General features: G+C 42.4%; 1 protein-coding gene. It reads left to right on the top strand.

Features of this window, described 5'->3' with window-relative positions:
- A partial coding sequence (locus BTA35_RS16440) for a DUF4124 domain-containing protein (RefSeq protein WP_139363690.1) occupies nt 1-436 on the top strand: 436 nt, incomplete at its 5' end.
- Between the last annotated feature and the right edge of the window lie 317 nt (nt 437-753).

Raw genomic sequence — 753 nt, 5'->3', positions numbered from 1 at the left:
GTCATTAAGCTTTTCACTCAGCGCAGCACCTTTGTATCACTGGCTAGATGAACAAGGCTATCCGGTATATTCCGATCTGCCACAAGGGGCTAGCCGAATACAGCAGCACCAATCGCATTCATTACCGCAGGCACAGCCTCATACACAAGTACAGTTAGCCGAAGGCTATACTTACCAAAGCTTACGCTTAAAGAGCTATCAAACAGAGCAACCCAATCAGCGCATCATTCGAGTGCATATCACCCCAACACTTCATAAAACTCATCGCATTGCGCTTTATCTCGACGAAAAGCCCTATCAAAGCGCGATACATAGCGTCAATTTCTTACTACATCAGCTGCCAAAAGGTCGCCATAAGCTTACGGCGCAGGTTCAAGACCGCCAAGGCAGAGTACTCTTAACAAGTAAGGCAATTGACTTAATCACTCTGCATTAACTTTTTAGGCTGGCACAGAAACGTTCTACCCATCAAAGCACTTAACTTAACTTAACGCACTAATAGAGTGTGCTTGCACCATTAAGATTATCACCATTGCACCAAATTAGTGCCATAATCAACAATAGCATTTAATACTAAAAACATTGCTTATATAAGGCAAAACAAGCGTTCTAGGCTGCTTAGCCGCATATAATTAGACAATTAATGCATAGCTCATGTATTGGTGCGTTTTTTGCTGTTTAAGCTTTCATACAGGGGGGAGCTTGTGTGCCAATATCAGAAAATCACAAACTACTGTTAGATAACCTCAGTAC

This window comes from Oceanospirillum linum (genome assembly GCF_001995095.2).
GTDB classification, from domain to species: Bacteria; Pseudomonadota; Gammaproteobacteria; order Pseudomonadales; family Halomonadaceae; genus Oceanospirillum; species Oceanospirillum linum.
The sequence above is the reverse complement of the archived record's forward strand: the minus strand, read 5'-3'. Positions and strand labels throughout refer to the sequence as shown.